The sequence below is a fragment of the Streptomyces sp. NPDC096176 genome, assembly GCF_044763255.1.
GTDB lineage: Bacteria > Actinomycetota > Actinomycetes > Streptomycetales > Streptomycetaceae > Streptomyces.
This window is the reverse complement of record NZ_JBIWFV010000020.1, coordinates 23,078-49,197: the sequence shown is the minus strand read 5'-3', so window position 1 is coordinate 49,197 and position 26,120 is coordinate 23,078. Positions and strand designations below refer to the sequence as shown.

The 26,120-nt window shown below is 71.1% G+C and carries 27 protein-coding genes; 6 read left to right on the top strand and 21 right to left on the bottom strand.

What is annotated here, in order from left to right; genetic code table 11:
- Nucleotides 1-95: 95 nt before the first annotated feature.
- Complete coding sequence (locus tag ACIQ7Q_RS33465) at nt 96-1,823, bottom strand: MFS transporter (protein WP_403870718.1); 1,728 nt, start codon at nt 1,821-1,823, stop codon at nt 96-98.
- 436 nt (nt 1,824-2,259) lie between these two features.
- On the opposite strand from ACIQ7Q_RS33465, the gene ACIQ7Q_RS33460 reads away from it, so the two are divergent.
- Nucleotides 2,260-3,276, top strand: a complete 1,017-nt coding sequence (locus ACIQ7Q_RS33460) for a phosphatase PAP2 family protein (protein WP_403870715.1) — start codon at nt 2,260-2,262, stop codon at nt 3,274-3,276.
- Nucleotides 3,277-3,371: 95 nt separating this feature from the next.
- Here ACIQ7Q_RS33460 and ACIQ7Q_RS33455 read toward each other — a convergent pair whose 3' ends face one another.
- The 4 genes from ACIQ7Q_RS33455 to ACIQ7Q_RS33440 all read right to left on the bottom strand — a co-directional run bounded on the left by ACIQ7Q_RS33455 (nt 3,372) and on the right by ACIQ7Q_RS33440 (nt 7,020).
- Nucleotides 3,372-3,587 (bottom strand): I78 family peptidase inhibitor, encoded by a 216-nt coding sequence (locus tag ACIQ7Q_RS33455; RefSeq protein WP_403870712.1) that lies wholly within the window; start codon nt 3,585-3,587, stop codon nt 3,372-3,374.
- Between the two features lie 301 nt (nt 3,588-3,888).
- Nucleotides 3,889-4,848, bottom strand: a complete 960-nt coding sequence (locus ACIQ7Q_RS33450; protein ID WP_403870710.1) for a helix-turn-helix transcriptional regulator — start codon at nt 4,846-4,848, stop codon at nt 3,889-3,891.
- 88 nt (nt 4,849-4,936) lie between these two features.
- Nucleotides 4,937-5,737, bottom strand: a complete 801-nt coding sequence (locus ACIQ7Q_RS33445) for a hypothetical protein (RefSeq protein WP_403870708.1) — start codon at nt 5,735-5,737, stop codon at nt 4,937-4,939.
- A complete protein-coding gene (locus ACIQ7Q_RS33440) occupies nt 5,734-7,020 on the bottom strand; it encodes a glycosyltransferase family 4 protein (RefSeq protein WP_403870705.1) in 1,287 nt (428 codons plus the stop codon). The genes ACIQ7Q_RS33445 and ACIQ7Q_RS33440 overlap by 4 nt, the downstream gene beginning before the upstream one ends.
- Nucleotides 7,021-7,353: 333 nt before the next feature.
- Here ACIQ7Q_RS33440 and ACIQ7Q_RS33435 point away from each other — a divergent pair, with 333 nt between their 5' ends.
- Complete coding sequence (locus tag ACIQ7Q_RS33435; protein ID WP_403870702.1) at nt 7,354-8,133, top strand: hypothetical protein; 780 nt, start codon at nt 7,354-7,356, stop codon at nt 8,131-8,133.
- 246 nt (nt 8,134-8,379) lie between these two features.
- Nucleotides 8,380-8,739 carry a hypothetical protein gene (locus tag ACIQ7Q_RS33430; RefSeq protein ID WP_403870699.1) on the top strand — a complete coding sequence of 120 codons (360 nt, stop codon included), beginning with the start codon at nt 8,380-8,382 and terminating at the stop codon, nt 8,737-8,739.
- An 83-nt stretch (nt 8,740-8,822) separates the two neighbouring features.
- On the opposite strand, the gene der is transcribed toward ACIQ7Q_RS33430, so the two are convergent.
- The 5 genes from der to aroH all read right to left on the bottom strand — a co-directional run bounded on the left by der (nt 8,823) and on the right by aroH (nt 13,329).
- On the bottom strand, nt 8,823-10,274 hold the full coding sequence (der, locus tag ACIQ7Q_RS33425; RefSeq protein ID WP_403870696.1) for a ribosome biogenesis GTPase Der: 1,452 nt from the start codon (nt 10,272-10,274) through the stop codon (nt 8,823-8,825).
- 63 nt (nt 10,275-10,337) lie between these two features.
- Entirely contained in the window at nt 10,338-10,982 is a 645-nt protein-coding gene (locus tag ACIQ7Q_RS33420) for a lysophospholipid acyltransferase family protein (protein WP_403870693.1), read from the bottom strand.
- Nucleotides 10,979-11,662, bottom strand: a complete 684-nt coding sequence (gene cmk, locus ACIQ7Q_RS33415; RefSeq protein WP_403870691.1) for a (d)CMP kinase — start codon at nt 11,660-11,662, stop codon at nt 10,979-10,981. Before cmk ends, ACIQ7Q_RS33420 begins: the two co-directional genes overlap by 4 nt.
- Nucleotides 11,663-11,884: 222 nt before the next feature.
- Complete coding sequence (locus tag ACIQ7Q_RS33410; RefSeq protein ID WP_403870688.1) at nt 11,885-12,970, bottom strand: prephenate dehydrogenase; 1,086 nt, start codon at nt 12,968-12,970, stop codon at nt 11,885-11,887.
- Entirely contained in the window at nt 12,967-13,329 is a 363-nt protein-coding gene (aroH, locus tag ACIQ7Q_RS33405) for a chorismate mutase (RefSeq protein ID WP_403870685.1), read from the bottom strand. Before aroH ends, ACIQ7Q_RS33410 begins: the two co-directional genes overlap by 4 nt.
- A 157-nt stretch (nt 13,330-13,486) precedes the next feature.
- Between aroH and ACIQ7Q_RS33400 the strand changes: the two genes are divergently transcribed.
- Genes ACIQ7Q_RS33400 through ACIQ7Q_RS33390 form a run of 3 tightly spaced genes read left to right on the top strand, consistent with a single transcriptional unit; the run spans nt 13,487 to nt 15,094 of the window.
- Complete coding sequence (locus tag ACIQ7Q_RS33400) at nt 13,487-13,927, top strand: DUF952 domain-containing protein (protein WP_403870682.1); 441 nt, start codon at nt 13,487-13,489, stop codon at nt 13,925-13,927.
- Nucleotides 13,928-13,937: 10 nt separating this feature from the next.
- Nucleotides 13,938-14,375 (top strand): Rieske (2Fe-2S) protein, encoded by a 438-nt coding sequence (locus tag ACIQ7Q_RS33395; RefSeq protein ID WP_403870679.1) that lies wholly within the window; start codon nt 13,938-13,940, stop codon nt 14,373-14,375.
- Nucleotides 14,376-14,413: 38 nt separating this feature from the next.
- Nucleotides 14,414-15,094 (top strand): DNA polymerase beta superfamily protein, encoded by a 681-nt coding sequence (locus ACIQ7Q_RS33390; RefSeq protein WP_403870676.1) that lies wholly within the window; start codon nt 14,414-14,416, stop codon nt 15,092-15,094.
- Between the two features lie 34 nt (nt 15,095-15,128).
- Here the strand turns inward: ACIQ7Q_RS33390 and ACIQ7Q_RS33385 are convergent, their stop codons facing one another.
- The 11 genes from ACIQ7Q_RS33385 to ald all read right to left on the bottom strand — a co-directional run bounded on the left by ACIQ7Q_RS33385 (nt 15,129) and on the right by ald (nt 25,982).
- Complete coding sequence (locus ACIQ7Q_RS33385; RefSeq protein WP_403870674.1) at nt 15,129-15,881, bottom strand: DNA polymerase beta superfamily protein; 753 nt, start codon at nt 15,879-15,881, stop codon at nt 15,129-15,131.
- A gap of 3 nt (nt 15,882-15,884) precedes the next feature.
- On the bottom strand, nt 15,885-16,916 hold the full coding sequence (locus ACIQ7Q_RS33380) for an ADP-ribosylglycohydrolase family protein (protein ID WP_403870671.1): 1,032 nt from the start codon (nt 16,914-16,916) through the stop codon (nt 15,885-15,887).
- Nucleotides 16,913-17,689, bottom strand: coding sequence for an NUDIX hydrolase (locus ACIQ7Q_RS33375; protein WP_403870668.1), 777 nt, complete (start codon nt 17,687-17,689; stop codon nt 16,913-16,915). The genes ACIQ7Q_RS33380 and ACIQ7Q_RS33375 overlap by 4 nt, the downstream gene beginning before the upstream one ends.
- Nucleotides 17,686-18,756: an AAA family ATPase gene (locus tag ACIQ7Q_RS33370; protein ID WP_403870665.1), complete on the bottom strand. Its 1,071-nt coding sequence runs from the start codon at nt 18,754-18,756 to the stop codon at nt 17,686-17,688. The genes ACIQ7Q_RS33375 and ACIQ7Q_RS33370 overlap by 4 nt, the downstream gene beginning before the upstream one ends.
- Complete coding sequence (gene pnuC / locus ACIQ7Q_RS33365) at nt 18,753-19,406, bottom strand: nicotinamide riboside transporter PnuC (protein ID WP_403870662.1); 654 nt, start codon at nt 19,404-19,406, stop codon at nt 18,753-18,755. Before pnuC ends, ACIQ7Q_RS33370 begins: the two co-directional genes overlap by 4 nt.
- A 178-nt stretch (nt 19,407-19,584) precedes the next feature.
- Nucleotides 19,585-20,688: a pseudouridine synthase gene (locus ACIQ7Q_RS33360; protein ID WP_403870659.1), complete on the bottom strand. Its 1,104-nt coding sequence runs from the start codon at nt 20,686-20,688 to the stop codon at nt 19,585-19,587.
- The gene (scpB, locus tag ACIQ7Q_RS33355; RefSeq protein ID WP_403870656.1) at nt 20,688-21,308 is read right to left on the bottom strand and encodes an SMC-Scp complex subunit ScpB; all 621 of its coding nucleotides are present in this window, start codon (nt 21,306-21,308) and stop codon (nt 20,688-20,690) included. The genes ACIQ7Q_RS33360 and scpB overlap by 1 nt, the downstream gene beginning before the upstream one ends.
- Nucleotides 21,305-22,738 carry a segregation/condensation protein A gene (locus tag ACIQ7Q_RS33350; protein ID WP_403870653.1) on the bottom strand — a complete coding sequence of 478 codons (1,434 nt, stop codon included), beginning with the start codon at nt 22,736-22,738 and terminating at the stop codon, nt 21,305-21,307. Before ACIQ7Q_RS33350 ends, scpB begins: the two co-directional genes overlap by 4 nt.
- 47 nt (nt 22,739-22,785) lie before the next feature.
- Nucleotides 22,786-23,367, bottom strand: coding sequence for a hypothetical protein (locus ACIQ7Q_RS33345; RefSeq protein WP_403870650.1), 582 nt, complete (start codon nt 23,365-23,367; stop codon nt 22,786-22,788).
- The gene (locus tag ACIQ7Q_RS33340; protein WP_403870647.1) at nt 23,352-24,530 is read right to left on the bottom strand and encodes a ParA family protein; all 1,179 of its coding nucleotides are present in this window, start codon (nt 24,528-24,530) and stop codon (nt 23,352-23,354) included. The genes ACIQ7Q_RS33345 and ACIQ7Q_RS33340 overlap by 16 nt, the downstream gene beginning before the upstream one ends.
- 339 nt (nt 24,531-24,869) lie before the next feature.
- The gene (gene ald / locus ACIQ7Q_RS33335) at nt 24,870-25,982 is read right to left on the bottom strand and encodes an alanine dehydrogenase (RefSeq protein WP_403870790.1); all 1,113 of its coding nucleotides are present in this window, start codon (nt 25,980-25,982) and stop codon (nt 24,870-24,872) included.
- Between the last annotated feature and the right edge of the window lie 138 nt (nt 25,983-26,120).

The window sequence follows — 26,120 nt, the reverse complement described above, 5'->3', positions numbered from 1 at the left end:
GAGGACGAACGGACAGGACCCAAAAACTAGCGCTGCTAGTTGGGGCCTCGCCAGACGTTACGGCTCAGTGTGCCGCGCGTCCAGACCCCGCCGCCTCAGTGTGCCGCGCGTCCGGTACCCGCCGCCTCAGCGGCTGCGTGCGCTTCCGGCAGGTGCGGCCTGCGGCCCGCCGGAACGCCGGCCACCGCACTCCCGGCTCCCGTTTCACGGATGGCCGTACCGTCGACGTCGTGGTCGGCCTGGGCCGTCGCGTCGGAACGCCTCGGTTGCGGGCACTTCTCGGCCGTGGCGCACTCCATCTTCCGCGGCAGCCGCATCGCGGCCAGCGCGCCGAGGAGCAGCAGCCCCGCGCTGACCAGCAGCGTGAGGTGCAGACCGTGCACGAAGGAGTGGCGTGCCGTGGAGCGCAGCACCTCACCCGCGTGACCACCGAGCCGGTCGGCCACCTGATAGGCCTCGCCGAGCGAGTGCGAGGCGGCCGAGCTCGCGGCGCCCGGGACGCCGGTCGCGGAGGCGACCGCGGGGGCGTACGCGGCGTTCATCACGCTGCCGAGCAGGGCTATGCCCATTCCGGCGCCGAGCTGGTAGGAGGTCTCGCCGATTGCGGCGGCCCCGCCGGCCTGTTCGGCCGGGGCCTCGCTGAGCATCGATTCGTACGCGCCGAAGAGCGTGGTCTGCAGCCCGAAGCCGAGCAGGACGAACGCGGCCGTCAGCAGCCAGGGACGGTCGTGCTGCCCCATCACGGTCAGCAGCAGCACCGCCCCGGCGGTCAGCACGAAGCCCCAGCCGACCATCCGGCGCGGGCCCAGACGTTTCAGGCTGTACGAGCCGGTGGCCCCGGCGGCCATGGCCGCGAACGTGAGTGGCAGCAGCCGCAGGCCGGTCTCCAACGGGCTGAGCCCCAGGATCAACTGGAGGTACTGGACGGCGATCAGCTCGAGACCGACCAGCGCGAGCATGCCGAGAACGATGCAGCCCACGGAAGTGGAGAACGCGGCCCTGGCGAACATCCGCATGTCGATCAGCGGATGCTCGCGGCGCTTCTGCCGCCCCACGAACAGCGCGAGCAACGCGCCGCCGAAGAGCAGCGGCCCCACGGCTGTGACGTCGAGCAGACCGGCGCCCGCGCCAAGCCGTTTCACGCCGAGGACCACGCCCAGCATGCCCGCCGCGGCCATGAGAGCACCGAGCACGTCCCAGGGGCCGTCCGCGCCGCCCCTGGACTCGGGCAGCAGCCGGCGCCCGGCCAGAAGGATCAGCGCCATCAGCGGAATGTTGATCAGGAAGACGGAGCCCCACCAGAAGTTCTCGACGAGGAAGCCGCCGAGAACCGGTCCGGCGGCGGCGCCGACGGCGGCGGTGGCGGTCCATATACCGATCGCCGTGGCCCGCTCTCGCCGGTCGGGGAAGACGGCCCGCAGGATCGACAGCGTCGCCGGCATGATCATCGCGCCGCCGACGCCGAGCAGGGCGCGGGCGCCGATCAGCACCTCGGGACTGGGAGCGAAAGCGGCGATGGCGGAGGCCAGGCCGAAGATGCCGTAGCCGATCAGCAGCACCCGGCGTCTGCCGACCCGGTCGCCGAGCGTGCCGAACAGGATCAGCAGCGCGGCACAGACGAGGGGGTAGGCGTCCACGATCCACAGCAGCTCGACGCCGCTGGGCCGAAGGTCCTCCGTGACCGCGGGGACGGCGACGTGCAGCACCGTCGCGTCGAGGGCGACGAGCACCAGACTGACGCAGAGGACAAAAAGGACGACCCAGCGGTTGGCGCCGCCGCCGACGGAGCGCAGGCGTGCGCCGGCCGTGGGCGTCACGGACATGTACGTACCTCCCAGTGAGTCCCTCGCGCTCGGCGGGCCGGCCAGGACGGTGGTTCGGGGACGTCCCTACTGGCAGCCCGGCATCGACGGGCGAGCGAGTCGCCAGCGTACGCGAGTTCGTGTGCGGTGCGCGTGGTCGATGTCTCACCACGTCGGGCGGCCGGGTGTGGCGTACGCCACTCGTCGGCCGTGCGGTAATGGATCTTGGTCGACCCCGAACGCCACAGAAATTCCACACAGACGCCCGGTTAAGCATTTACGTACAGCACGAATAAACCCTCCGGGAAGACCGTCCGATAAATAGGGAACAGGCTCACCGGTTTTTCCTGACGAGCCGTGAATGAAACCGGACCTGAGACAAACTCCACATCACATAGGCATCACGAAGAGAGTGGATCGACCGGACCACGGACTCACTCGCTGTAACGTCGATTGCGTGCGTACCGACTTCTTTGCCCGGCTGGACCGGGAGCCGGAACCGCCGAAGATAGAGATCCCGCGGATGAGCCGCACGCGTCTCGCCCTCTTCGGCGGGACGTCGGCGTTCTATCTGGCCATCGTCGTCGCCGTGCTGGCATCGACCTCGCTCGTGGCCCTCGACTGGAAGCTCATGCTCTTCCGGCCCTACGAGCAATGGCCCGAACAGCACGCCTTTCTCGACTACTTCGTGGTGCTCGGCCAGCGCGGTCCCACGGCCGTCATGGTCGCGGCGTGGCTGGGCTGGCGCTCCTGGCGCCAGCACACCCTTCGCCCCCTGCTGGCGCTCGGCGCGGCCTTGCTGCTGCTGAACGTCACCGTGGGCGCGGTCAAGATCGGACTGGGCCGGCTGGGCCCCCACTACGCGACGCAGATCGGCTCCGCCGAGCTCTTCGCCGGCGGCGATATATTTCCTTCCGGACACACCGCCAACGCGGTCGTGACCTGGGGAATCCTGGCCTATCTGGCCACCACCCCCAGGGCCCGGCGCTATCTGTCGGCCCTGTCGGCCGTCGTCTCCCTCGGCGTCGGTCTGACCACCGTGTATCTCGGTACCCACTGGCTCAGCGACGTGCTGCTCGGCTGGGCGGCCGGGCTGCTGATCCTGCTGGCCCTGCCCTGGTGCGAGCCGCTGATCGGGCGGGCGGAGGCCTGGATCCTGGCGCTGCGCGAGCAGTGGCGCAGGCGCCGGGCGCTGGCCCCCTCGCTTCCGGTCGCGTCGGGCGGCCCGCGGCCCGCGATGTTCCCGCAGCGCGAGACGCAGACCGCACAGCCCGACGAGCCGGCTCGTGAGCCGGTCGCCACCGCCGGCCCCACGGCCCGGCCGGCCACCGCCGGCTCGGCGACCGGGCCGGCCGCGGGCACCCGGACGACCATGCACGACCGGTCCCGGCCGCACGCACGCTCCGAACGGACGCCGGTGACCCCGTCGGGCAGCCGACGGCCGCCGCATTCGCGGCCACTGACCGGCGGCTGACCGGCGGCTGACCGGCGGCTGAACACGCAAGGCCCCGGTGCTCGACGAGAAGTCGAGCACCGGGGCCTTGCGTTTCCGCTCGTGCCCGGCCGGGCTCAGCCCTTCCAGCAGCGGATGACCGAGCTGTCCTTCACCTCGAAGTTCAGCCGGCCCGCCACGTACTCCATGGTGATGATCGACCCGGGCGGCAGCGTTCTGACAGTCGTCCAGCCTCGCTGACGGGCCTGCTGCTCGGCGTCCTGTGCATCAAGCCCGACGTATGCGTCGGGTGCGTCGTCGGGCTGTGCGGGAGGGGTCGGTATGGGTGCCATCCCCCCACCGTAGGCGGCAGCGGACAGTGACGGAAGCAACCCGCCCGGCATCCCCAGCAGTCGCGCGTACCCCAGGGGTCACGCTTCTGTCACAGGATCTCGACACTGTCCGCTTCGAACCCGTTCACTCGAACGGGCTCTCCCGCGTACTCGTACGGCAATTGGTCCAACAGGACCAATGGTGAACGGTTCGCATTTGTTTCCGCTTCGAATTGGGCGGACACCGGCGGGCGGCGCGGAATTCACCGGCCGTGGAGAATTCACCGCTTCCTTACAGAATCCGCGCAGGAGTCCCCGCCCGCTATGGCAGCGCGCGGGAGAGACGGTCGCGCAGTGTCCTGATGTGGTCGTTCAGCTCCTGCGGCTCCACCACCTCGAAGTCGACGCCCATCAGCAGTACGTGGATCACCATGACGTCCAGGCCCGCGGCCCCGGTACGCAGCAGGCAGGTGGTGTCGTCGATCGCTTCCAGGACGCCGTCGGACGGGCCGATCGCCCGGGCCGCCCGGTCCGCGGAGGTGCGCAGGCGGATGACCGCCCGGGCCGTGTACACCCCGATGGAGACGCCCTTGGAGACGTATGCGGCAAGATCCTCCGCGGGCGGCGTGCGCGGGGTGAAACGCGGGCCGTGCGGTGGCTTGGGGGTGATCCGGTCGGCCCGGAACGTACGCCAGTCGCCGCGCTCCACGTCCCACGCGACGAGGTACCAGCGGCGCTCGGTGCACACCAGCCGGTGCGGTTCGACGGTGCGGCGGGTCGAGGAGCCTCCGTGGTCGCGGTACTCGAAGCGCAACCGCTCGCTGTCCCTACAGGCATTGGCGAGCTCGGTGAGCACGCTCGCGTCGACGGTCGAACGCTGCTGTCCGCGCAGCATCGGCACGGTGAAGGAGTTCAGGGCGCTCACCCGCCGCCGCAGCCGGTTCGGCAACACCTGTTCCAGCTTGGCCAAGGCGCGTACGGAGGTCTCCCCGATGCCTTCGATGCCCTGCCCGGCCGCGGTGTGCAGACCTACGGCGACGGCCACGGCCTCCTCGTCGTCCAGCAGCAGCGGCGGCAGCTCGGCACCCGCGCCGAGCTGATAGCCGCCGCCCGTGCCGGGGCTGGCGTTGACCGGATAGCCGAGCTCGCGCAGCCGGTCCACGTCCCTGCGGATCGTGCGTGGGGTGACGCCGAGCCGGTCGGCCAGGTCGGCGCCGGACCATTCACGGTGTGCCTGCAGAAGGGAGAGCAGACGCAGCAGTCGTGCCGAGGTTTCCAACATGGTCAGGAGTCTGGCAGGGCTTGAGGACAGTTTCTGTCCTCAACCGGGTCCCGGTGTCAGGGCCTGCTACCGGGGCCGGGTTCCGGTGTCAGACCGGCACAGTCAGGCGGACGCAGAGGTCGTTGTCCCCGGTGTAGCAAGCCGCGGCCTGGTAGGTGGCCGTGCGCTGCTCCGGATAGACGAATATGGACTTCTTGTCCCAGACGTCGTCCAGGATGCGGGAGATCCGCACCCGGGGGCCGTCCGACGCCGGCCTCAGCCACAGCTCCCAGAGCCCCTCCTCGCCCGCGCCTGCCTCGGCGATCGGCCCGTAGGCCAGCGTGAAGCCGAACGTCCGGCCCCCGCCGCTCACGGGCACCTCGTGCACCCGCTCGCCGGACCGCAGGCGCGCCTCCACGACCGCGCCCTCCCCCAGCTCCGTGCCGTACAGCACTCCCTCGACGGACATCGCGCCCTGATCGGGGGCGAAGCCGATCGCACCGGCCTCGGCGTGCGGGGTCCGCACACAGGAGCGCACCGCGAGCCGGCCGTCGGCGGTCGGATAGGGAATGCGCACGGCGATCCGGCCGGAGTCGGGTTCCTGGACCACGAGGGCCCGCAGGTCCCGGATTCCGGGTTCCACGGCCGCGCCGCTCTCCGTGTACGCGTCCCAGCGCCCTTCGGCGAGCTCGACGGCGCTGGGCACGACGGCCCGCGAGAAGCCCTCGCCGGACGCGGTCAGCGGCAGCCGCACCTCGTCCGAGGGACCTTTGCCCCCGCGCCGCTTCAGGACGAGCGCCGCGTCGTCCGCACCCGTGCCGGCCACGTCGAAGGTGATGCCGCCGGCCGCGTCGGCGACGCAGTCGGCCCGCGGCGTCGTGCGCCGCGTGGACGTGGTGGGCGTGCTCATGAGCTCTTCTTCCCTCTGCGGATCACATCCGCGGCAACATAACGCAGGGAGTAGGCCGCGTCATAGAGCGAGCTCCGGCCGTGGTGCAGCGCCTCGCGCAGCGCGCTGCGCGAGCGACCGCCCTCGCCGCGCGCGACGAGCTCGGTGAAAAGCGCCTCGTGGCGCCGGGCGATCGGCACGGGATCAAAACGGGCGGAGGCGGCCAGCGCCGCGCTGCCCATGCGGAGCCGCAGTGCGTCGTCGTCGATCAGTCCGAGCAGCGCGTCGGCGATCGCGTCCACGTCGCCGACGGGCACCAGCCGGCCGTCCACGCCGTCCTCGATGATCTCGCGGGGGCCGTGCGGGCAGTCGGTGGAGACGACGGGCAGGCCGCAGCGCATCGCCTCGACGATGGTCATGCCGAACGACTCCAGGCTGGAGGTCACAGCGGCGACGGAGCCCTTGACCCACTCCGGTTCCAGCGGGTTGGCGGGGCCCATGAGGAAGACGTGGTTGTTCAGGCCCCGCTCCTCGACGAGGGTGCGCAGCGCCTGCTTCTCGTTGCCCGTGGCGTCCCCGCTGCCGTAGATCCGCAGCCGCCAGTCGGGGCGGGCGGCGACCACCTTGGAGAACGCCTCGACGAGCAGGTCGTACCGCTTGACGCGGGTGAGGCGGCCGGCCGCGACGACCACCTTCGCGGTGCCGTCCGCGGGCGCGACGGACGGGGCGGGCACACTGTTGGGCACCGCCTCGATTCGAACGCCGGGAAGCTTCAGCCGCTCGCGGTAGGAGCGGGCGTCGGCCTCCGTGACGGTGGTGATCGCGTCGAGGAGCGTGTAGCGGTGACCGACCTCACGGCGCAGGCGGTAGCTGTGGCTGTCGAGCGTCAGGTGCTCCTGCCCGACCCGCACGACGCCGCGCCGTGTCTGCCGGGCGATGTGCACGTTCAGGCCGGGGCGCGTGCCGACGACGATGTCGGCGTCGAGGGACGCCAGATGAGCCGCGATCCGCGCGTCGGTGAGGCGGCTGTACTGCTTGTGCCGGCCGTCGCCGCGCGGGAAGACCTTGGCGGGCCGCTTGGCGAGCGGGTCGTCACCGTCGTAACCGGGGCTCTTCTTACGGAGATCGACCAGATGCTTCATGGTGACCCCGGCGGGCGCGCCCATCGCGGGTTCGTCGCGGTGGCGGAAGACGGAGACGATCTCGACGTCGTGCCGCTCGGCGAGCGTGCGGGCGAGAGTGAACGTCGTCCGGATCGTCCCGCCGATGCCGTAGCCGTTGTGGAGCAGAAATGAAATGCGCATGCTTCGCCGCGTCCCCCGGGTCCTGCCGATGCCCCTGGTCGAGGGGCACGCGTGTACATGGTGAGTCTACTTCGCCGTGGGAGCCGGTAATTGATGCGCGGTCGGTCGCGGCCCGCAAGAGGGCGGCAGCACACCGGCCGGTGCACGAAGTGCCTGCTCCGCCGCCCAGATCCGGCCGGCTGCCGGCCTGTCACGGGCTCCCGCTTGGCCGTGCGTCACGGCAAGCGCTTCGATTCGTTGCCCGTTCACGCGTGACCACCGCCACAGATCACCCGTTGACCCTGTCGAGCCGGGACCCGCCCGGCACACACGATCAAGTCCGAGGAGCCACCCGTGCCGCGCATGCTCGACGTCAGCGAGGACGTACGCGCCGAGATCGGCGACGAAGAAGCCGACCGGCTGCTCGCAGGCCTGAACGCCCCGGGCAGCTACGACTGCACCTCCTGCCGCACCCCGGGCGACTCCGAGCAGGAGCAGACCAGCACCGTGCTGTTCGTGGGCGACGAAACCGCTGTACTGGCCTTCGCCCACGCCACGTGCATCCCGTCGCAGGTCGTGCAGGTCGCGGAGGAGCAGCTCCAGGGCGCCGTCCGCTCCATCACCGGCGAGGAGCCGCGGATCCCGGGCGCCGCCCCTCAGCAGGCAGTACTCGGCGTCACCAGTGGCCTCATCCTGATCGACGGCGAGGTGCATCCCGCTCTTGTCGTGGAGCCGACCGCCCCGATCGCCCGGCCCGGCACGACGGGCAGCGGCGGCGACGACTTCCTGCCGCTCCTGATCGAGCAGGGCTTCCTGCCCGTGACCGATGTGAACCGGCGTCCGTCCCAGCTGCCCGGCTGGTCCGTGCTGGTCGCCATGGGGCAGTTGCACGCCGTTCTCCAGCCCGGTATGGGCGGTGGCAGCCCGGTGGCCTGGTGGCAGGCGCACCAGCCGCTCCAGGTCACAGAGGGCTGGCGGACAGCCGCGAGCAGGACGCGCACGGTCCTGGTCTTCGCCGCTCCCGTGGGTTCGATCGGTCAGCAGCCGCGCGAGGATCTGTTGCGCGACGCGCTCGAGAAGGCGGCGGCGGGTGGGCGCCTGGTCGCCGCCGCGATGCCGCTGGCGGGTACCTGAGCCGCCGGCGGACCCCGAAATCACTGGGGGTTGCCTGCCGACCGGCCCGGCAGGCACGACGTACGCCGGGGAGCGCTCTCCCGCCCCGGCGTACGTCTGCGTGTGCCCGCACGCGTGCAGCGGAGGGGCCGTCCCCCGGAAGAATGCAGCTGCTCGCAGGCCGCATCCGTGGGACGGCGGCGTCGTTGCAGGTACGTGCACTCATACGACCCCTCCCCCCAGCCGTTCCAGAGCCAGATCCCTTCCATGCGCTCCGGCCGCGACGGGTCGGCGGCCCACTCGGCCACGCCGATCTACGACGCGCTGTACTCCGAGTACCTCAGGGCGTTCAGGACGCTGCCGGGCGACCGCAGCGGGGAGGAGGATCTGGGTTTCAAGGCGTTCGGGACGGGCCTGCACAGCAGTCGGGGCGGCTTCTACGGCTACGGGAGCCATGTGAGCCCTGCCGGTCACGGAAGCCACGGGGGCTACGGTGGCCACTCGGCCCATTCGGGGAGCTACTCGAACTCCACCGCCCATCAGGGTAGTTGGCACTCCCATTCGACGGGCAGGCACTCGGCCCACCAGCCCGCGGCGCTGCCGCCGGCCCCCCGTAAAGGGATCTGACCCACCGGCGGGACGCCGAACGGCGCTGCCCCCGGACCGTCGATCACGGTCCGGGGGCAGCGCCGTTGGCAACGACCTGCTGACTACTTCTTGGTGCGGCCGCGCTTCTCCCGCACCCGCACCGAGATGTGGATCGGGGTGCCCTCGAAGCCGAACTCCTCACGCAGCCGGCGCTCGACGAAGCGCCGGTAACCGTGCTCCAGGAAGCCGGACGCGAAGAGCACGAACCGCGGCGGCTTGGTGCCGGCCTGGGTGCCGAAGAGGATGCGGGGCTGCTTGCCGCCGCGGATCGGGTGCGGGTGGGCGGCGACGATCTCGCCGAGGAAGGCGTTCAGCCGGCCGGTCGGGACTCGTGTCTCCCAGCCCGCCAGGGCCGTCTCGATCGCCGGGACCAGCTTCTCCATGTGGCGGCCGGTGAGCGCCGAGACGTTCACCCGCGGTGCCCAGGCGACCTGCTGCATTTCGGTCTCGATCTCGCGCTCGAGGTAGTAGCGGCGCTCTTCGTCGAGGGTGTCCCACTTGTTGTAGGCGACGACGATCGCGCGGCCCGCCTCGACGGCCATGGTGATGATGCGCTGGTCCTGGACGCTGATGTTCTCGGTCGCGTCGATCAGGATGACAGCGACCTCGGCCTTCTCGACGGCGGCGGCCGTGCGCAGCGAGGCGTAGTAGTCGGCGCCCTGCTGGAGGTGGACGCGCTTGCGGATACCGGCGGTGTCGACGAACTTCCAGGTGACGCCGCCGAGCTCGATCAGCTCGTCGACCGGGTCGCGGGTGGTGCCGGCGAGTTCGTTGACGACGACCCGCTCCTCGCGCGCGACCTTGTTCAGCAGCGAGGACTTGCCGACGTTCGGACGGCCGATCAGGGCGATGCGGCGCGGGCCGCCGACGGCGGTGCCGAAGGTCTGGGCGGGCGCCTCCGGCAGGGCTTCGAGGACGGCGTCGAGCATGTCGCCCGTACCGCGGCCGTGCAGTGAGGAGACCGGGTGCGGCTCGCCGAGGCCCAGCGACCACAGCGCCGTGGCGTCGGCCTCGCCGCTCGGTCCGTCGACCTTGTTGGCGCAGAGCACGACGGGCTTGCCGGCCCGGCGCAGCAGCTTGACGACGGCCTCGTCGGTGTCGGTCGCGCCGACGGTGGAGTCGACGACGAAGACGACCGCGTCGGCGGCCTCGATCGCGTACTCGGCCTGGGCGGCGACGGAGGCGTCGATGCCGAGGACGTCCTGCTCCCAGCCGCCGGTGTCGACGACCTTGAAGCGGCGGCCGGCCCACTCGGCCTCGTAGGTGACGCGGTCGCGGGTGACGCCGGGCTTGTCCTCGACGACTGCCTCGCGGCGACCGATGATGCGGTTCACCAGGGTCGACTTACCGACATTGGGGCGGCCGACGACGGCGAGGACGGGCAGCGGGCCGTGCCCGGCCTCCTCGATCGCGCCTTCGACGTCCTCTGCGTCGAAGCCCTCTTCCGCGGCGAGCTCCATGAACTCCGCGTACTCGGCATCGCCGAGCGCTCCGTGGTCGTGCTGGTCGTTCATGAAGTCCGTTCCTCGTTCGTCACTGAACCGCGTCACTTGGGCGGTCCATTACTCAAGTCTGGCCTAGCGCCCAGTGAGGCGCTTTGCGTTTTCCAGGTGGGCGGTGAGCCGCTCCTGGATGCGCACGGTCGCTTCGTCGAGCGCCTTGCGCGTGCGGCGTCCGCTGCCGTCACCGGCCTCGAAGGCCTCGCCGAAGACGACGTCGACCTTGCTGCGCAGCGGAGGCAGCGCCCGTATCAACCGCCCGCGGCGCTCGGTGCTTCCCAGCACCGCGACCGGCACGATCGGGGCGCCGCCGCGCACCGCGAAGTACGCGAGCCCGGCGCGCAGCGCGGCGAAGTCGCCCTCGCCTCTGGTGCCCTCGGGAAAGATGCCGAGGACGCCGCCGTTCTCCAGCACACCGATGGCGCTGGTGATGGCGGCGCGGTCGGGGATCGTGCGGTCCACCTTGATCTGCCCGATCCCGGTCAGGAACGGGTCCAGAGGACCGACGAACGCCTCCTTCTTGATCAGGAAGTGCACGGGCCGGGGCGCGGTGCCCATGAGCATCGGCCCGTCGATGTTGTGCGAGTGGTTCACCGCGAGGATGACCGGCCCGGCGGCCGGGACCCGCCACGCGCCCAGCACACGCGGCTTCCACAACCCGTACATCAGCCCGATGCCGATGCCCCGCCCGACGGCCGCGCCCTTCTGCGAGGGTACGGTCACTTGACGGCCCGCTTCTCCTCAACGAGGGTCACGACGCACTCGATGACCTGCTGAAGGGTGAGGTCGGTGGTGTCGACCTCGACCGCGTCGTCCGCCTTCGCGAGCGGCGACGTCTTACGGCTGGAGTCGGCCGCGTCCCGCTTGATCAGGGCCTCGCGGGTGGCCGAGACGTCCGAGCCCTTGAGCTCGCCGCTGCGGCGGGCGGCACGAGCCTCGGGGGACGCGGTCAGGAAGATCTTCAGGTCGGCGTCGGGCAGCACGGTGGTGCCGATGTCCCTGCCTTCGACGACGATCCCCTTCTCGGCGGCCGCGGCGATGGAACGCTGCAGCTCGGTGATCAGGGTACGCACCTCGGGCACGGCGCTGACCGCGCTGACCTTGGAGGTGACGTCCTGGTCGCGGATGGGCCCGGAGGCGTCGAGGCCGTCGACGGTGATCGTCGGCTTGTCCGGGTCGGTGCCGGACTCGATCACGGGCTTGCCGGCGGCGCTCGCGATCGCGGCGGGGTCGGACACGTCGATGCCGTTGCTGATCATCCACCAGGTGATCGCTCGGTACTGCGCGCCGGTGTCGAGGTAGCTCAGGCCCAGCGCGGACGCGACGGCCTTGGAGGTGCTCGACTTGCCCGTGCCGGAGGGGCCATCGATGGCGACGATCACGGATTCCACGGTGTCGGACACCTTCCAGGTCGGTGGGAGTGGGTGGGCGGGAACGCCGAATCACCCAGCACAAGGTTACCGAGTGCGGACCACCGCTTCTGCACCCGTCCGGCGGGGCCGGTCCAAGGGGCCTGCCCGGCCCCCGTCCGGGGGCCGGGCCGGGCGCCTGCGGAGGCGGTCGGGCGCTGTGCGAAGGCCGCACCCGACCGTCGGCTGCCGGCCGGTCGGGTGCGGCGTCGTCGGCTACTGGCGGATCGACCAGCCCCGCTCCCGCAGGGCCGCCGTCAGGAGCGTCGCCGCCGTGGGTTCGACCATGAGCTGGACCAGACCCGCCTGCTGCCCCGTCGCGTGCTCGATGCGGACGTCCTCGATGTTCACCCCGGCGCGCCCGGTATCGGCGAAGATGCGGGCCAGCTCGCCGGGCTGGTCGCTGATCAGCACCGCGACGACCTCGTACGCCGCCGGCGCCGTGCCGTGCTTGCCGGGCACCCGCACCCGTCCCGCGTTGCCACGGCGGAGGACGTCCTCGATGCCCTCGGCGCCGTCCTGCCGCTTGGACTCGTCGGAGGACTGCAGGGACCTGAGCGCACGGACCGTCTCGTCGAGGTCGGCAGCCACCCCGGCCAGCACATCGGCCACCGGACCGGGGTTGGCGGACAGGATCTCCACCCACATCCGGGGGTCGGAGGCCGCGATACGGGTCACATCCCGGATGCCCTGCCCGCAGAGCCGTACCGCGGTGTCGTCGGCGTCCTCGAGCCGCGCCGCGACCATCGAGGAGATGAGCTGGGGAGTGTGGGAGACGAGAGCGACCGCCTTGTCGTGGGCGTCGGCGTCCATCACGACGGGGACGGCCCGGCACAGGGCGACGAGCTCCAGCGCGAGGTTGAGGACCTCGGTGTCGGTGTCGCGAGTGGGTGTCAGCACCCACGGCCTGCCCTCGAAGAGGTCGGCGGTGGCCGCCAGGGGTCCGGAGCGTTCCTTGCCGGACATCGGATGGGTCCCGATGTAGCCGGACAGGTCGATGCCGAGTGCCTCGAGCTCCCGCCGCGGGCCGCCCTTGACGCTGGCGACGTCGAGGTAGCCGCGGGCGACGCCGGCACGCATGGCGTCGGCCAGCGTCGTGGCGACGTGCGCCGGCGGCACGGCCACGACGGCCAGGTCGACGCGTCCCTCCGGCTGCTCCTCCGTGCCCGCGCCGAGAGCGGCGGCGGTCCGGGCCCGCTCCGGGTCGTGGTCCGCGAGGTGCACGGCGACTCCGCGGCCCGCGAGGGCCAGCGCCGCGGACGTGCCGATCAGACCGGTTCCGATGACGAGCGCGGTTCTCACTGGGCGATGTCCTTGCGAAGGGCGGCTGCGGCGCCGAGGTAGACGTGGGCGATCTCCGCCTTGGGCAGGTCGGACTCGACATGGGCGAGTATGCGCACCACACGCGGCATGGCGCCGACGATGTCCAGTTCCTGCGCGCAGATCAGCGGCACGTCGACGATGCCGAGCTTGCGCGCCGCGGCGGCCGGGAAGTCGCTGTGGAGGTCGGGGGTGGCCGTGAACCAGACGCTGATCAGATCGTCGGGGACCAGGCCGTTGCGCTCCAGGATGGCGGTGAGCAGCTCGCTGACCTGCTCGTCCATGTGTCCGGCGTCGTCCCTTTCCAGCTGGACGGCTCCACGGACCGCTCGTACCGCCACGTCGTGCTCCTTAGTGCTCACCTGAGTGCTTGCCAGTGCCTGCCTGCGCGGGTGCTCCGGGTTTCAGCGTAGTCAGCGCGCGGCGGGACGGCCGCGGCGACCGCCCTGCGAGACGAGGCGGGCAGCGGCCCGCCGCGTTTGCGTGACAACTGGGCCCATGATCTTCCATGTCGTGCCCGCGGCCGAATGGACCGCCGCCCCCGAGCGGCCGTACGCCCCCGCGTCGCCGGCCGCCGAGGGCTTTGTGCACTGCTCCGCCGACGAACCCTCGGCGCCGGCCGTGGCGGACGCGCACTACCGCGAGGTGCCGGAGCTGCTGGTCCTGGTCATCGACGAAGCACGGTTGGGGGGCCGAGGTCCGCCGCGAGGGGACCGCGGGGCGGTTCCCTCACGTGTACGGGCCCGTGGAGCGTTCGGCGGTCCAAGCCGTATTGGCGGTTCGCCGGGACGCGGAGGGCCGTCCTCATCGGCTCACCCCCTGGGACTGAGCGGGCGCACACCGGGCCGGCGGGCGGACACACGCTGCCGGGGTGCTTCGTCTGCGCCGCTTCCCGGGTCAGGATGCTCGTGCCCGAGCGGATCGGGGTCACGAGCTTGAGGAGACTGCCATGAGCACGCACCGGCGGACGGTCCTGGCGGCGGGCGCGGCGGGCGCCGCCGCCCTGATGACGGGTTGCGGGGGCGGAGACGGTGGCGGGGACGACCCGGCCACGCAGCCGCCGGGCACGCCCGAGCAGGACGTCTCGCCCGCCGCCGCGGGCGAGGAACTCGCCAGTACCGCCGACATCCCGGTCGGCGGCGGCAAGATCTTCGCCGACAGGAAAGTTGTCGTCACCCAACCGAAGGCCGGGGAGTTCAAGGCGTTCTCCGCGGTCTGCCCACACCAGGGGTGCACGGTCGTGAACGTGACCGGCGGCATGATCAACTGCACGTGCCACGACAGCAAGTTCAAGATCGCCGACGGCACCGTCGCCGATGGCCCGGCGACGAAGCCGCTGCCACCGGAGCAGATCACCGTCTCCGGGGACTCGATCCGGCTGACGTAGTCCGAGGAGCCGGGGGTTCGTCACGTACCCTCTCGCGCATGAACCCCGAGACACTCGTAAGCGACCACACGGTCTACTCGTGTGTCATGGGCTCGCGCGCCTTCGGGCTGGCCACCGACGACAGCGACACCGACCGGCGCGGGGTGTTCCTGGCTCCCACGCGGCTCTTCTGGGGCTTCGAGAAGCCGCCCACGCACATCGACGGGCCGGCCGAGGAGCAGTTCTCCTGGGAGCTGGAACGCTTCCTGGAGCTGGCCCTGCGCGCCAACCCGAACGTCCTGGAGTGCCTGCACTCACCCCTCGTCGAGCACCTCGACGACACCGGCCGCGAACTGCTGTCCCTGCGCGGGGCGTTCCTGTCCCGCCGGGCGTACGAGACGTTCGTCCGGTACGCCGCCGGCCAGCGCAGGAAGCTGGAGGCGGACGTGCGGCAGCACGGCGCGCCGCGGTGGAAGCACGCGATGCATCTGCTGCGGCTGCTGGCCAGTTGCCGTGATCTGCTGCGCACGGGCGAGCTGGTGATCGATGTGGGCGCAGACCGCGAACGCCTGCTGGAGGTCAAGCGCGGCGAAGTTCGGTGGGAGCGGGTGGAGTCGTGGATGACCCGCCTCGCCGAAGAGGCGCACGCGGCAACCCCCGGCTCCCCCCTCCCTCCGGAACCGGACCGGGACCGCGTGGAGGACTTCCTGGTGAGGGCCCGGAGGGCGTCGGCCGGGTGACCGACCGACTCGTCCGCCGGGCGGTGCCCAGCAGTTACCGCATGCGCGTGCGCGTCACCAGCTCGTCCAACGCGTTGAACCCCGACGGCTCGTCGGGCAGCTCGGTTGCCGCCTGCGCCTCCTCCAGCGCCCCATGCAACGCCTCGACGTCCGCCCTCATCCGCTCCTTGTCGACTCCGTCTGCGAAGCCGTGCTCCGCCTCGGCCTTCGCGGCGATGAGGTCCCGCAGCCGGCTGGGCGCCGGCACCTGTGCGAGCAGCGTGGGCAGATGGGCCTGTACCTCGCCGGTGCGCATCAGGTGGATGCCCGTCAGCAGCGCGCGGAAGGTGTACAGCAGCGGCTTCAGCTCGCCGGTCTTCTCGTACAGCCGCCACTGGGTGCCGGCGAAACCCCGGTAGTGGTGGGCGTGATGCGAGGTCAGCACCTCCGGCGCGAGCGACACCAGCTCGGCGTGCGCCTCGCTCGTCTCGACGACGAGCGGCGACAGCAGCTGCTCCAGCACATAGCCGTTGCGCCGCAGCATCAGCCGGACGAACTTGCGCAGGTCGTGGGTGACGAGGTCCATCTCGACGCCGTCCCGCTCCCACATCCGCGTGACCGTCTCCTCGGGCTCGCGCAGTCCCAGCAGAGCGGCGATGGGGAGGAGATGCACGCCCCGCAGGTCCACGTCCGAGTCACGGGACGGGAATCCGTAGAGATGCGCCCCGGAGACGGTGGCGAAGAGCAGCCCGCCGTTCTGCGCGGGCAGCGCCGAGCGCAGATCGGCCAGGTCGAGCGATTCGGTCATGGATCAAGCGTCCCAGAGCGCCCCCAGCGTCACGAGTTCGCCCCGGTACTCGATCCGGTCCGCCCACTGGCTGGGCCATGCCCCGGCTCCCAGGTGGGCGCCCGCGAAGGCGCCGGCGAGGCAGGCGATGGAGTCGGAGTCGCCCTTGGTGCACGCGGCGCGGCGCAGGGCCGTCAGGGGTTCCTCGGGGAACGTCAGGAAGCACAGCAGGCCCGTGGCGAGCGCCTCCTCCGCGATCCAGCCCTCGCCAGTGGCCAGACAGGGATCGAGCTCCGGCTCCGGCGTGCGCAGCGCCGCGGCCAGCCGCTCCAGGATCTGCAGGCATTCGTCCCAGCCGCGCGCGATGAACGCCTCCGGCGTCGGGTCGTGCGAGTACGTCCACAGGTCGCCGAGCCAGCGGTGCAGATAGCGGCTGCGGTTCTCGTACGCGTACGACCGCAGCTGGCCCACCAGACCGGTCGGCTCGGCGCCCTGCGCCAGCAGGTACACCGCGCGGGCGGTGAGGTCGCTCGCGGCGAGCGCCGTCGGGTGGCCGTGGGTGAGTGCGGCCTGCAACTGCGCCGCGCCGGCGCGCTGTTCCTCGCTCAGGCCCGGTACGAGGCCGACGGGAGCGACGCGCATGTTGGCTCCGCAGCCCTTGGAGTCGATCTGGCTGGCTTCCTGCCAGGGCCGGTCGCTGTCGAGTTTCTGGCAGGCGACGAGGCAGGTGCGGCCGGGGGCCCGGTTGTTGTCCGGCGAGTGGTACCAGCCGACGAACTCGTCGCGCACCGGCCCGACGAGCCGGGACGCGACGAGCAGGCCGCGGGACATCGCCGTGCGGATGCCGCGTGCGAGGGCGAGCGTCATCTGGGTGTCGTCGGTGACGATCGCCGGCGTGGGCAGTTCCATCCGCCGCCACGGCCCGCACTTGGCCAGGATCGACGGCACGTCGTTGAACTCGGTCGGGAAGCCGAGCGCGTCGCCGAGCGCGAGCCCGGTCAGCGAACCGGTGGCTGCCTGCTTGGTGATGGTCCTGGTGCTCCTCGTGGTGGTCATGTCTGTTGCCGTCCCTCCGGTCGCAGGAGTGGTGGGTGCAGGGCGGACGCGGCTCCCGCCCGGTAGAGCGCGGCGGGTTTCCCTCGGCCGCCGGTGCGGCGCGGCTCGCCCTCGACGGCCTCGACGAAGCCGGGGGTGGCGAGGACCTTGCGCCGGAAGTTGGGACGGTCGAGTTCGACGCCCCAGACGGTCTCGTACACCTGCTGGAGCTCGCCGAGCGTGAACTCGCTCGGGCAGAAGGCGGTGGCGAGACAGGTGTATTCGAGCTTGGCACCGATGCGGCCCAGCGCGTCGGCGAGGATCCGGTCGTGGTCGAAGGCGAGTGGAGCGAGACGGGGGTCTCCCCGGCCGAAGGCCGGGGGAGGCGCGGCCGCCGGCAGCGGCGTCCACCGGGCACGGGCGGCGTCGCCGCCGCCGCGCGGCTCCGGCAGGTCCGGTACGAGCGCGGTGTAGGCGACGGAGACGACCCGCATCCTGGGGTCGCGGTCGGGGTCGCTGTACGTACCCAGTTGTTCGAGGTGGAGGTCGGCGGCGGTCTGCTCGGTCAGGCCGGTCTCCTCGGCCAGTTCGCGGCGGGCGGCCTGTTCGGCGGACTCCCTGGGCAGCAGGAAGCCGCCCGGCAGCGCCCAGACGCCCCGGTAGGGCTCCTGTCCGCGTTCGACGAGCAGGACCAGCAGCCGGCCTTCCCGGACGGTGAAGACGGCGAGGTCGACGGTGACGGCGAAGGGTTCGAAGGCGTACGGGTCGTAGCCCGCCGGGCGCGTGGCGCTCATGGTGTCTCCGGAAGAGGGTCGGCGAGGTCCCAGCCTTCGCCGATGAGTGCGTCGACGGCTGCGACGGCGGTGGCGAGCCGCCGCTCGTGCGGTCCGGTGAGTTCGACGGTGCGGCGGCCGGTGCGGGCCAGTTCCTCCCGGAAGCGGCCTGTCATCCAGGGCCGCAGGTGCTCTCCGTCGCGCAGCCCGTCGTCCTCGAAGCCGACACCGACGTGGTCGGTGAGCAGCCACAGGTGCTGTCTGCGCGGTTCGGGCGCGGCGGGGTAGGGGCCGCCCATGTAGCGCTGGTGCCAGATGGTGGTGGCGAAGGCGTCGGTGTCGCAGAAGACGACGGGCGAACCGGCCCGTGCCGCGTCCTCCTCCAGCTGTGTCTGCCGTCGTGCGATGAGCGGGAACTCCTCCGACGCGAACGTGACTTCTTCCCAGCTCGCGCCCGGACGCAGCGTCCGCAGGGCGGCCAGCTTGCGCTCGCTGAACTCCCGCCCGTACTCCGGCACATATCGGGTTTGTGCCCAGACCCCGGCGCGCCGCCGGTAGTGCTCGGCGAGGGCCCAGGCCATCGTGGTGGTACCGGTCGACTCGGCGCCGAGGACGACCACGCGTCGGGCGAGTGCGGCGCGCACCGGGGGCTCGAGGAAGTCCCAGCAGCCGACGGGGTCTTTGCGCACGGCGGTCCCGGATACGGGGAAGACACTGCGGCCGGGGTCGACGCAGACGGACTCGGCGCCGAAGCGGCGGCCCAGCTCCTCTCCGTACGCCTCCGAGGTGAAGACGGCGTCCACGCGTCCGGGCACGGCAGCACGGAAGACGGCCATGTGCGCGTCCCAGACGGCGGGGTCGTTGACGTCGACGGGGATGTCGTCGACCGTGCCGACGACCCGTACTCCCGGGTGCACTTCGCTCATCCAGGCCACCCGGTCCTCGAGCGACAACGACTCCACGGAGGCGGCGCACACAAGGACGGTGAGGCGCTCGCAGCGGTCGGCCGCGGTCCGTACGAGATGGTGGTGGCCGGCGTGCGGCGGATAGAACTTGCCCAGCACCAGGCCGTGTCCGTAGCGCTTCACGCGCTCACCCCCACGGCGTCCGGCTGCCGTGCGGACACGTCGCGGGACCAGTTGCGCAGGCCGAGGACGCACAGGGTCATGAAGCCGACGTAGAGCAGGGAGGTGAGGTAGAGCTCCTTGTACGCGTACAGCGGTATGTACACCACGTCGGCGGCGATCCACAGCCACCACGACTCGACGCGCTTGCGGCACTGGCCGTAGGTCGCCATCAGCGAGAGGGCGGTGGTCAGCGCGTCCCAGAAGGCGACGGTCGAGTCGGTGGCCCGGTCGAGGAGAACGGTCAGCGCGAGGGTCCCCACCACCCCCGCCGCGAGCAGCCAGGTCCACTCGGTGCGGGTGGTGCGTCGCACCGGCAGAACGGCAGAGCCTGGGCCACCCCCGTGGGTCCAGGCCCACCAGCCGTACACGGCGAGGGTGATGAAGACGACCTGCAGGCCGGCGTCGGCGTACAGGCCCGCTTGGGTGAAGAGCAGGATGAAGAAGACGTTGTTCGCGATGCCGATCGGCCAGTTGGCCATGTGCTGGCGGGCGACGAGCCACACGCAGAGGGCGCCGCTGCCGAAGCCGAGGAACTCGGTCCAGCTCACCGGGGTTTCGAGCACGGTGAACAGGGGCTGCTGCAGGGGCTGAAGAAATTCCGCGAGACTCACGCCGACTCCCTAATAGTCATGTTGACTATAAAGCTCACGTGGCGGTCGCCACAAGCCCGTAGGACGCCGAAGAGCCCGCGACCTGAGGGCAGGTCACGGGCTCTTTCTCTGCGTTTGTTCTCCTACGGGCCGGTTTCCCGGCACCCCTGCAGGCCGACCGACTCCTGCAGGCCGACTCCTACAGGCCGACTTCCTTCATCAGCATGCCGACCTCGGTGTTGGTCAGTCGCCGCAGCCAGCCGGACTTCTGGTCGCCGAGCGAGATCGGACCGAAGGAGGTCCGCACCAGCTTGTCGACCGGGAAGCCCGCCTCGGCGAGCATGCGGCGCACGATGTGCTTGCGGCCCTCGTGGAGGGTGACCTCGACGAGGTAGTTCTTGCCGGTGTTCTCGACCACCCGGAAGTGGTCGGCCCTGGCGTAGCCGTCCTCGAGCGGGATGCCGTCCTTGAGACGCTTACCCAGTTCACGCGGAAGCGGCCCCTGGATGGCGGCGAGGTACGTCTTCTTCACCCCGTACTTGGGGTGGGTGAGGCGGTGGGCCAGCTCGCCGTGGTTGGTGAGCAGGATGATGCCCTCGGTCTCCGTGTCGAGCCGGCCGACGTGGAACAGACGGGTCTCGCGGTTGGTGACGTAGTCGCCGAGGCACTGACGGCCGTCGGGGTCCTCCATGGTGGAGACGACACCGGCGGGCTTGTTCAGCGCGAAGAAGAGGTGCGACTGGGTCGCGACGGTCAGACCGTCGACCTTGATCTCGTCCTTCTCGGGGTCGACGCGAACGCCCTGCTCGATCACGATCTTGCCGTTGACCTCGACACGGCCGGCGTCGATCAGCTCCTCGCAGGCCCGGCGCGAACCCATGCCGGCGCGGGCGAGCACCTTTTGCAGCCGCTCGCCCTCCTCGTCACCGAACGTCTTGGGAGTCTTGATCTCAGGCTTGTTCGCGTAACGCTCCCGGTTGCGCTCCTCGGTGCGGGCGTCGTACTCACGCGAACGCGCGGGAGCGGTGCGGCCGCCGCCACGCTGGGGCGACTGCCTGGGGCCACCCTTGGCTCCGCCGCGGGCCGCGCCGCCGCGCCCCTTCTTCGGCGCCTCCGGCGAGCCGCCCACGTCGTAGCGGCGCTCCTCGGGACGGGGCTTGCCCGCACGCTTCTGCTGGTCGTCGCGGCTGTTGCCGGCACCCCTGTAGTTGCCGCGCCCGCCGCTGTTGCCGCGGCCGCCGCTGTTGCCACCACGGCTCCCGCCGTTGTTTCCGCTGCTGTTCCTGCCGCTGCTGCTTCGCATCAAAATTCCGTCTGATTGTTTGAGTGTCTGTCTGCGTCGTCTGTGTCCGGAGCGTCCGGATCGAACGACGGAACGCCTTCCTGCGTCTCGGCCTCGATCGCGTCCGCCTCCGGTAGGAAGGGCGCGAGCTCCGGAAGCTCGTCCAGGCCTCGCAGGCCCATCCGCTCCAGAAAGTAGTTCGTCGTCCTGTACAGGATCGCACCTGTTTCGGGTTCCGCGCCCGCCTCCTCCACGAGACCCCGCTGAAGGAGGGTGCGCATGACGCCGTCGCAGTTCACTCCACGCACCGCGGAGACCCGTGACCGGCTCACGGGCTGCCGGTACGCGACGACCGCGAGAGTCTCCAGGGCGGCCTGGGTGAGCCGTGCCTGCTGGCCGTCGAGCACGAAGCGCTCCACGGCGGCGGCGTGCTCCGGGCGGCTGTAGAACCGCCAGCCGCCCGCGACGAGCCGCAGCTCGAAGCCGCGCCTCTGCACGGTGTACTCGTCCGCGAGCTCGCGCAGCGCGTCCGACACCTGCCGTCTCGGGCGCTCCAGCACCTTGGCGAGGTGCTCCTCGGTGGCCGGCTCGTCGACGACCATGAGAACGGCCTCGAGGGCGGGCTTGAGGTCGTCGCTCATGGCTTCTCCTCCACGACTTGATCGAATTCGTCCGTCACCGTCACCGATTCGGCTTCGGCGCCGGCCCAGACCACCGTCAGCTCCCCCAGCGCCTCCCCCTGGTCCAGCGCGACGGCCTTCTCGCGGTAGAGCTCCAGCAGGGCAAGGAACCGGGCGACGACGGTCAGGGTGTCGTCGACGCCTTCCGTCAGCTCCCGGAAGGTGGCCCGGCCGCGCTCCCTCAGCAGCCCGACGACGACCTCGGCCTGCTCGCGGACGCTGACGAGGGGCGCGTGGATGTGGTCCACGTACACCTGGGGCTTCGGCTTGGGCTGCATGGCCTTCACCGCGAGCTTGGCGAAGCCCTCCGCCCCGATGCTGATGACGACGTCGGGCAGCAGCTCGGCGTGATGAGGCTCGAGCCCGACGGTACGCGGGAACCTCCTGGCCTCCTCGTCCAGCCGCCCGTCGAAGATCTCGGCGATCTGCTTGTACGCGCGGTACTGGAGCAGTCGCGCGAAGAGCAGGTCCCGCGCCTCGAGCAGCGCGAGGTCGGCCTCGTCCTCCACCTCGGCGGCGGGCAGCAGCCGGGCGGCCTTGAGGTCGAGCAGCGTCGCGGCGACGACGAGGAACTCGGTGGTCTGGTCGAGATCCCAGTCCGGCCCCATGGCGCGGATGTACGCCATGAACTCGTCGGTGACCCTGGAGAGGGCGACCTCGGTGACGTCGAGCTTGTGCCTGGAGATGAGCTGCAGCAGCAGATCGAAGGGACCTTCGAAGTTCGCCAGCCGCACCGTGAAGCGCCCGTCCCCCTCGGGGGACCCGCCGCCGGGCGCGTCCGGCTCGCGCGTGCCGCCGCTCGAAGCGTCCTCGGCGTCGGTTGCGCCGGCCCCAGAGGCGGGAGCGGCCGCCCCGCCGTCGCGCAGCGCATGATGCGCGGGGCTCGAGGGCTCGCCAGGCGCAGCGACCGGGGTCAGGGCCGAAACCGCCTCAACGCCCCCCTCGGCCCCGGCCGAACCGGCGTCGGCGGCCGGGGCCAAGACCGCCTCCGCGCCCCCGTCGCCATCGCGAAGCGCGCGGTCCTCGGGGCCCACGGGCTCTCCCCCGCACGCACGGTCCCCGGCACCTGCCACGTCCGCCTCAGCCGCCGTGCTCGGCACGCCGTCGCGCAGCGCACGATGCGCGGGGCTCGAGGGCTCGCCAGGCGCAGCGACCGGGGCCGGGGCCGGAACCGCCTCCGCGCCCCTCTCGCCATCGCGAAGCGCGCGGTCCTCGGGGCCCACGGGCTCTCCCCCGCACGCACGTTCCTCGCGGCCTACGGGCTCTCCCCCGGTTCCCGTTCCAACCGGGCCGCCAGGCGCAGGGGCGGTCTCCGCCGGGGGCGACGTGCCCGGGCCCCGCCCCAGGGCGCGGCGGCGGGAGGGGCGGGGCGGGTCGTCGTTCGGGGGCATGTGGGTCCAGGGGGCGGGAGGTACAGGCGCGCCCGCAGGTTATCCGGTCAGCGACCCCGCAGGCGTCTCACGAGGATGCTCGCGTCGCCCCGCTGCTCCAGGTCCGCGAGGACCACCGCCACCGCCTCGCGGACGATCCGGCCGCGGTCGACGGCCAGGCCGTGCTCGCCGCGGAGGACGAGCCGCGCGTGCTCGAGGTCCATGAGTTCCTCGGCGGAGACGTAGACCGTGATCTTCTCGTCGTGGCGCTCCCGCCCGCTGGGCCGGCGGTTCGCGCCACGTCCCCGCCGTCGGGGCGCGGCCTCCTGGGCGCGACGCGCCTGGGGCGGCGCCGCGGACCCGGACCGGCCTGCGGCTGCGGCGTCGGTGGCCCGGCTGCGGCCCTCCCCGGAGGCCTCCGCGTCCGCCGCGGAGTGCTCCTCGGACGGCGCCGACGCCTCGGCCGACGAGGGCGGCCGGGACGGCGACTCGGCCGCGGCCGAGTCGTCCGGCTCGCCCTGCGTCGGGACGCGCGGCTCACCGCCGGCGTTCGGGTTCGTCTGCTTGCGCGGGGACGACGCCTGCAGCGCCATGCCCCCGGTCGTACGGAACAGCTCGTCGGCCCCGGGCAGACTCACTCGGCGTGACACCGGGCGAGCACCTCCCTGGCGAGCTGGCGGTACGCGGCGGCGCCGACGGAGTTCGAGGCGTACGTCGTGATGGGCTCACCGGCGACCGTGGTCTCCGGGAAGCGGACGGTCCGCCCGATCACGGTGTGGTACACGTGGTCGTCGAATGCTTCGACGACCCGCGCCAGCACCTCGCGGCTGTGCACGGTCCGCGAGTCGTACATGGTGGCGAGGATGCCGTCGAGCTCCAGCTCGGGGTTGAGCCGCTCCTGGACCTTCTCGATCGTCTCGGTCAGCAGCGCGACTCCGCGCAGCGCGAAGAACTCGCACTCGAGCGGCACTATCACCTTGTGCGCCGCGGTCAGCGCGTTGACGGTGAGCAGCCCGAGCGACGGCTGACAGTCGATCACGATGTAGTCGTAGTCGGACATCAGCGGCTTCAGCGCGCGCTGCAGGGTCGACTCGCGCGCGACCTCGCTCACCAACTGCACTTCCGCGGCGGAGAGGTCGATGTTGCTCGGCAGCAGGTCCATGTTGGGCACGGCGGTCTTGAGGAGGACCTCGTCGGCCGACATGCCTCGTTCCATGAGGAGGTTGTAGACCGTCAGGTCCAGCTCCATGGGGTTCACGCCGAGACCTACGGACAGAGCGCCCTGCGGGTCGAAGTCGACGAGCAGCACGCGTCGTCCGTACTCGGCGAGCGCGGCGCCCAGGTTGATGGTCGACGTCGTCTTGCCGACGCCGCCCTTCTGGTTGCACATCGCGATGATCTTCGCGGGGCCGTGGTCGGTCAGCGGGCCCGGGATCGGGAAGTACGGCAGCGGCCGTCCGGTGGGGCCGATCCTCTCGCGGCGCTGTCGGGCAGCGTCGGGCGCGAGGGTGGCCGCGTACTCGGGATCGGGCTCGTACTCGGCATCGGGGTCGTAGAAGTGCCCCTCGGGGACTTCCTCGTAGGCGGCGAAGTGGGTGGACTCTCGGCCACTCTCGTTGCCGGCCGTGGCGTTCACGTGTTGGCCGTCCATCGTCTTCATCGTGTGGGCTGTCGTCATGTGCGTCGTGTGCTGGTGCGTCGCGAAGGGGCGGACAGCGACGGAGCCGACAGCCTCGAGACCGGACGACGGGCCCTGGCCCGCCGCAGGCGTTCCTGGTCGGGCACCCCCGGGAGTAAATGTCGACTCATTCACAAGTCGTCTTACCTCCTTGGATGTGACCAGGAAACTTATCGATAGGTCAGCGTGGCACCATGCCGACGATTGGCGACTCTATGGCGTGTCACCGGTCCGCAGCAACACAATCCGCCGGACCCGGCCCGATGTGTCGGCAATCGAACACCCCTCTGTCAAGGGCGCACAAGCTTCCTCGCGTGCCTCCGCCCGCACGTTTCAGGGGTGCGCGAAACGGTTAAAGGGTTACGTTCGAGGCGAGTTGACCGAGAGCCGCAAAGCGGGCGGACACGAGTCCGGCCGGACCTTGCTGAGCAAGGTCCGGCCGGACTCGTGATGTTGACGACGCGGGTTGACCGGTCAGCCGAGCAGCGTCAGCAGCTCGACGCTCTCGAGGCCGTGCGCCTCCGCGACCTCGCGGTAAACCACCTTGCCATCATGGGTGTTGAGACCCCTGGCGAGCGCGGGGTCACGGCGCAGCGCCTCGACCCAGCCGTTGTTGGCCAACGACACGATGTAGGGCAGCGTGGCGTTGGTCAGGGCGTAGGTAGAGGTGTTCGGCACCGCGCCCGGCATGTTGGCGACGCAGTAGAAGACCGAGTTGTGCACCGGGAAGGTCGGCTCGGCGTGCGTAGTGGGACGCGAGTCCTCGAAGCAGCCGCCCTGATCGATTGCAATGTCGACAAGTACACTTCCGGGCTTCATCTTGGCGACGAGCTCGTTGGTGACCAGCTTCGGCGCCTTGGCGCCGGGGATCAGAACGGCGCCGATGACGAGGTCGGCCTCGAGGACGGCCTTCTCGAGCTCGAAGGCGTTGGAGACGATCGTCTGCACCTTGGTGCCGAAGACCTTGTCCGCCTCGCGCAGCTTGTTGATGTCCCTGTCGAGCAGGGTCACGTGGAAGCCCATGCCGACGGCGATCTGCGTGGCGTTCCAGCCGGAGACGCCGCCACCGATGACGACGGCCTTGCCGGCCTGGGTGCCGGGGACACCGCCGGGGAGCACGCCGCGGCCGCCGACCGAGCGCATGAGGTGGTACGCGCCGACCTGCGGGGCCAGCCGGCCCGCGACCTCGGACATCGGGGCGAGCAGCGGCAGCGTGCGGTTCACCTCGACGGTCTCGTAGGCGATCGCCGTGGTGCCGGACTCCAGCAGGGCGTCGGTGCACTCGCGAGAGGCGGCGAGGTGGAGGTAGGTGAAGAGCGTCTGGTCCTTGCGGAGGCGGTGGTACTCCTCCGCGATGGGCTCCTTGACCTTCAGCAGCAGGTCGGCGGTGGCCCAGACCTCGTCAGCGGTGGGCAGGATCTGCGCGCCCGCGGCGATGAACTCTTCGTCCGTGATCGAGGAACCGACACCGGCGTTCTGCTCGATGAAGACCTGGTGACCATGGCGCACGAGCTCGTTCACACCGGCGGGGGTGATGGCCACCCGGAACTCGTTGTTCTTGACCTCGCGGGGGATGCCGACCTTCACGTCGATCACGGTCCTTGACTCAGGGGGTATATCGGTCGATGACACGCGTACCCAGATGCGCACGGGCATACCGGGACACACCACGAGATGACGTGGTGCAGCCAGTCTAATGAAGGACTTCTCGCTGTCTAGCCTTGC